General features: G+C 38.4%; 6 protein-coding genes and 1 pseudogene. 1 reads left to right on the forward strand and 6 read right to left on the reverse strand.

The annotated features are described in order from the left end of the window. Positions 1–6 precede the first annotated feature (6 nt). The gene (locus QUA42_RS27955) at positions 7–222 is read right to left on the reverse strand and encodes a transposase (RefSeq protein ID WP_445301383.1); all 216 of its coding nucleotides are present in this window, start codon (positions 220–222) and stop codon (positions 7–9) included. 177 nt (positions 223–399) lie between these two features. Further along, complete coding sequence (locus QUA42_RS27305; RefSeq protein ID WP_333141778.1) at positions 400–945, reverse strand: phosphatase domain-containing putative toxin; 546 nt, start codon at positions 943–945, stop codon at positions 400–402. A gap of 57 nt (positions 946–1,002) precedes the next feature. On the opposite strand from QUA42_RS27305, the gene QUA42_RS27310 reads away from it, so the two are divergent. Beyond that, positions 1,003–1,641: a pentapeptide repeat-containing protein gene (locus QUA42_RS27310; protein ID WP_333141780.1), complete on the forward strand. Its 639-nt coding sequence runs from the start codon at positions 1,003–1,005 to the stop codon at positions 1,639–1,641. Positions 1,642–1,738: 97 nt separating this feature from the next. Here the strand turns inward: QUA42_RS27310 and QUA42_RS27315 are convergent. From QUA42_RS27315 to QUA42_RS27330, 4 genes and pseudogenes are all read right to left on the reverse strand, one after another. Next, positions 1,739–1,960 (reverse strand): annotated as a pseudogene (locus QUA42_RS27315) (DUF4915 domain-containing protein); the annotation flags it as partial. A 1,316-nt stretch (positions 1,961–3,276) separates the two neighbouring features. Further along, a complete protein-coding gene (locus tag QUA42_RS27320; protein ID WP_333141782.1) occupies positions 3,277–3,612 on the reverse strand; it encodes an ISAs1 family transposase in 336 nt (111 codons plus the stop codon). Positions 3,613–3,850: 238 nt separating this feature from the next. Beyond that, positions 3,851–4,072, reverse strand: a complete 222-nt coding sequence (locus QUA42_RS27325; protein ID WP_333141784.1) for an ISAs1 family transposase — start codon at positions 4,070–4,072, stop codon at positions 3,851–3,853. A gap of 30 nt (positions 4,073–4,102) precedes the next feature. After that, positions 4,103–4,936: an IS5 family transposase gene (locus tag QUA42_RS27330; protein ID WP_333141786.1), complete on the reverse strand. Its 834-nt coding sequence runs from the start codon at positions 4,934–4,936 to the stop codon at positions 4,103–4,105. Positions 4,937–5,042: the final 106 nt, after the last annotated feature.

A 5,042-nucleotide genomic window follows, 5' to 3' on the forward strand; every position in this document is an offset into this window, starting at 1 on the left:
TAATCATCAATGTAGTCCATTTGGCTGTTTTTTTACCTGCTCACGCACTTGCTCATGTAATACCCTCATCAGCTCTTCTATTACTCCCTGTGTTCGCCACTGCTTGTAATGCCAATATACAGTGGAATAGGGGGGCAAGTCTTTGGGTAAGTCTTGCCAATTGCAGCCATTTTTTAGTTGATAGAAGATTCCATCTAAGATTTCTCTTTTTGTCCAGTACATGGTCTAGTTCGGTTCTTTTTGGGCAATATCTCATGTAGTATGGGTTCAATTGTTTCCCATTCTGAATCCGTTAGACTACTATAATAACGCATGGGTGCTGCTGGATAATGCTTTTACGGTCACGCTACCACAAGACCGTAAAAGATGTCAAATGGGCTCTATATAGTTGGTATAGTGCTATGTATCATTTCTCGCAGCAAGGCGACAATCATCTAACAGAGCATTAAGTTCTTCAATGACTAGCCAGGGGTTTCGGCCTTTCAAACAAGCTACGATCGCTGCTTCATAGGGATTTCTGCCAGTTTTTTTTACTGCTGCGATCGCCTGTTTGTTAGACAACCCCCGCCCGCTGACCAACCAAGCAGCCAAAACCTGTCCTGTACGTCCGATCCCCCCAGAACAGTGAACTACCGCCCGTTCGCCTTTGCTATTTGCAGATTTCAAGAACGGCAATATTCGATCGATTAAAATATCGCGATCGACCAATTCAAAGTCTGCGATCGGCGCCCAGCAAACTCGATCGCACCCAAATATTTTCCGATATGTTCCCAGTAAGTCACTATAGCGGATGAGTTGGGTCTGAGCAAGCAAGCAGCAAACTTGCTTGATATTATGCCCCTGCATAAATTCAATCCAGTGAGCAATTTCTGCATCGCCGTATCCTGGTCTGGCTGCACCAAACACAATTAATTCATTCTCTGAAGCCGCAGCGAATTTGTGCATACTGTATTCAATATTTTTACCTATAATTAAGAAAGACGCACAAATCCTGAATCTACAGTGAAAAACAACAGCTCGATCGGTTTAATGAACTGGCTGCCACCCAAACCAGAAACCGTTTTGCTATGCGACTCAATTGCAGCAGCTTCTGAGATGGCATTCATGCTCAACGGTGAGTGGGATGGGTGCAATAGTTTTGTGATCCCTAAATGCGACAAGGTCGCAATTGAAGCAGCCGCTAGTTTACTGGAGACATCGTGGTGCTACCAAAATACTTGCGAACCGGTTTTAATTCGGCTGGAAGTTGAGGAATTGCTGCGCCGTTATGGGATTGGAGACAGGTTTTTTATTAATGCTAACTTGCGATGCGCGCAATTGAGCGAACTTTGCTTGGAACGCATTGATTTGAGTTATGCTAAATTGAATTTGGCTAACCTCAGCGGCACTAATTTAAGCAAAGCAAACTTAATGGCAGCACAGATGCAATCTGCAAACTTGAGTGGCTGTAACTTGAGTCTATCGCAACTTGTGAGGGCGAATTTATCAGGAGCAAATTTATCCAATGCTAATCTGAAATGTGCGGATCTGAGTTATGCAGATTTAAGCAATGTTTGTTTAACAGGTGCTGACTTAAGAGGTGCAAACTTAGCGAGAACCGACTTAAGAAAAACAAGCTTAGATGGGGCAATTGTTGAGTAAGACAAAATCCGGCTTAAATACTCTCACACACACCCCGTGGGTAAATCCTGTCAACATTTATCTGCGTTAATCCGCGTACATCCGCCACCATCTGCGGTTAAAGTTCCAAAGTAATTAACTGAGCAATTTGGTCAGTCTGAAAACCCAACGCCATCGGCTTTTGTACTTGAGGAATCACTTGTACATCATAGAGTTTTGTGACAATTCCTTCAAACCGCAACCAGTGAACGATCGCCCCATTCGTCAAATCAATCACCATCATACCACAGCGAGCCTCAGCATCCTTGGCGAGGAACAACTCATCCAATTCTAAACCGCTAAAAGTGTTCTCACCTCACTGGGGGGGGTGACAAAGAGGTCTACGAGATAGACTGTATAAGGGTTGCGGCCCGCATACCTTGTTGATAAAAGCGCCGTTTATTTGGAGTTAACTTCATTAACAGTTCTACCTCGTCAGAATATTGTTCGAGATAATTGACCCACTTTTCTCCATCTAAACCAACACCAAATGTACTCGGTCTTCGATATTTTTTATTAGGTTATTTGCGACGAGATACATATTTTTGCACCTGCTTTTTCCTGATTTCAGTGCCTTGAAATATTCCCGAACTGTAGGCGAGTTTCATGAGTAAAATCATGTTGATAAGTCGGTCTGTTTTTAAGCTATTTCATTCAATATCGTAGCCTCCTGTTTTACAATCTCGAAACATTTCTTCAATGCCCATCCGTTGCTTGTAAGCATCGATAGCTGCCGGAAATGACCCTAAATTCGTGAGAATAAACCACGCTTCATCAACCTTCCATGCCCCGTAGTTTCTTTTCCACTTACAAGCAACATCAAATCCAGTAGCAGGCTGAGTTTTTCTGACTCTTTTACCTTGAAAATATAAAGAGGTGCCTGGTACTATTCCTAATTCATCTAACCGTTGTCAAACTAAATGTTCCGTTTCGATACAATGATTAGTTTTTACTCTTAAACAAAAAAATATACCCTTTTCCCTCAACCAGTTTCCCAAATCGACAGAACAAAATTCACGGTCTCCTAAAACGATGACTTTATATTCTGAAAATAATGGTAAAACTTGCTGTAAATTGGTAGTCTGTGACTCGAAGCTACTGTTTCCCAATTTGGGCAACAGTGACCAGTATAATGGAATTGCTCTTCGCTCCCAGATCAGGCTAACCATAAAGAGATTAATGCGCCCCCATTGACTGCGGTCGATTGCAATTGATAAAGTTTGACCAACACGGCAATAAGTAATCACAATAGTCCGGACAGTTTTTAAGCAGCCAAAGTACCATAAGACAAGACTGAAGGAAGGTTAGGGTGATTTAAAATCAAATCCCGGTCTAAATCTAACTTATGAATAAAGGTACAAAGTAGATGCTTATTGAATTCTAGGCGTTTATAATAACAGATTGAAAACACAAACGATTTGGCAGATGAATCAGGGTAAACGCATCTAAATTAAGTTGACAGAAAATCATATTTTTGCGTTAGCTTTTCTCTGAAAAAACCATTCTTATAACTCTTAAATCTGATGCAATTAACCCATTTAAAATCGAGCTTTAATAACTTCTGAATTCTCAAAGCTGAATCAATGTAGATCGGGAATCCGTTTTAGTTTTCGAGCGTTATCTGGCAGAGACTAAAATTTGAACTAAATAATTATTATTCATTCCCGCCAGATATCGCTTCATTTTTAAACTTCCTTTAAATTCTTTTTCCTGTTTCAGTAAATTGACAGCTAAACGACGTAGAAGAGCAAAATTTTCAGGAGAGTGCTCTTTACGAATGCGACTATTGTCTTCAGAAAAAGTAACATCCAGTGTCCAATGTAAGCTATTTTCAATACCCCAATGACTGCGAATTGCTTGAGCAATATTCTCGGCATTACTGGCTAAACTACTTAAATAAAACCGAACTTCTGTGGTAGTTTTATTCCACAAACGTCTTTCACTGACGACCATAACAACCGTTTTTAATCCAGTTTATAATGATTTATTATGAAGAGGTGGCAACTCCGAGACTGCTACCGTCCAAATTTGTCTTTTTTCAACTCGATGATGCCCTCCTTATATTTGTTGATAATAGCTATGCTCTCTGCCAGCAAAATCTTCTTTTTGAGCTAATTCAAACCAGTTTTTTACGTCTTTATGAATAAGTTTTTGATTTCCCTTTAGCGCTAAAATATAATCTTCTTTCTTCTTAATTATAAGCGCTGCTATTTCTTTCGGACATCAAGCGAGCATCGATGGTTATTATGCTTTTTTCAATTTCTAGCAGCTCTAACAAAGCTGGAATCGCTGTCACTTCGTTGGATTTCTTATTGACTTTTTTTTGCCCTAAAACTAATTGATGGGACCCCGACCATGCACTGACTATATGTAACGGTTTTTGGCTTTGACTCCGGTCATAAGATTGTTTCATTAGACCTCTTGCGAAAGTCTCAGGCGATGGCTAATTTGTCTTCAAAGAAACTTCATAATTATAAATACCAGCGATCAAATTAAATCTTAATCCGAAGCGTCTTCTTCGATTACGATATCTTGATGAAAGTATTCTAAATATATTTAAACTTCGATGGATATTTTCAATGATAATTCTGTCTTTTGCCAGTTGCCGATTGAAAAATTTTTCGGTTTGACTCAGTTTTTTGTTTTTTGTTTTTTTGAGCGGTGTTCTACTATTAGTATGAATCTTTTTGATTCCTTGATAACCTTTATTACCTAGCAATTCAAGTTCTTGATTCATCCCTATCTGGCTTTTTTTAAACAAACTAAAATCATGGGTTTTCCCGTTACTAAAAGCTGTACATATTATTTTGGCAGTTTTTTGGTTGGCTAAAACTTGCGATTTTATTGTATGATATTTTTGCTTGCCACTATAATATTTCTTTTGCTTTTTTTGGGGACGCTCTATTTCATGCTCTGATACATCCACCGCTACAGTTTCTATCTCATTTTTACTTTGATAAAAAATCTTTTTGCCAGGTAAATTAAATAAACCGGAATTTATTAAAGCCTTCTCAGTTCTAATTACAATTCGATAAGCATTTGATTCATTAATACCCCATTTAATTCCTAGATGAAAAAAAGTAGGATATTCTCGCAAATAGGATAATGTCATTAAGATTTGGTCTTCTACGCACAATTTACTTGGTCTTCCTGATTTTTTTTGAAATACTTTTTCCGCTTTGACTATTTTTACCATTTCTTTGAATGTTTCTTGATGTACTCCACAGTAGCGTTTAAAGTCTTTGGGGGTTGATTTTTGCAATTGTTCGTAATTCATATTATGGGAGCTAATTTTTTCTTTTATTTTACTATAGCAATCCTAAATGATTTTCTATATTTATAAACAATCCTAAATAATTTTCTGTGTGTAAGTATATTGACGT

Source organism: Microcoleus sp. Pol11C2 (assembly GCF_036701505.1).
Lineage (GTDB): Bacteria > Cyanobacteriota > Cyanobacteriia > Cyanobacteriales > Microcoleaceae > Microcoleus.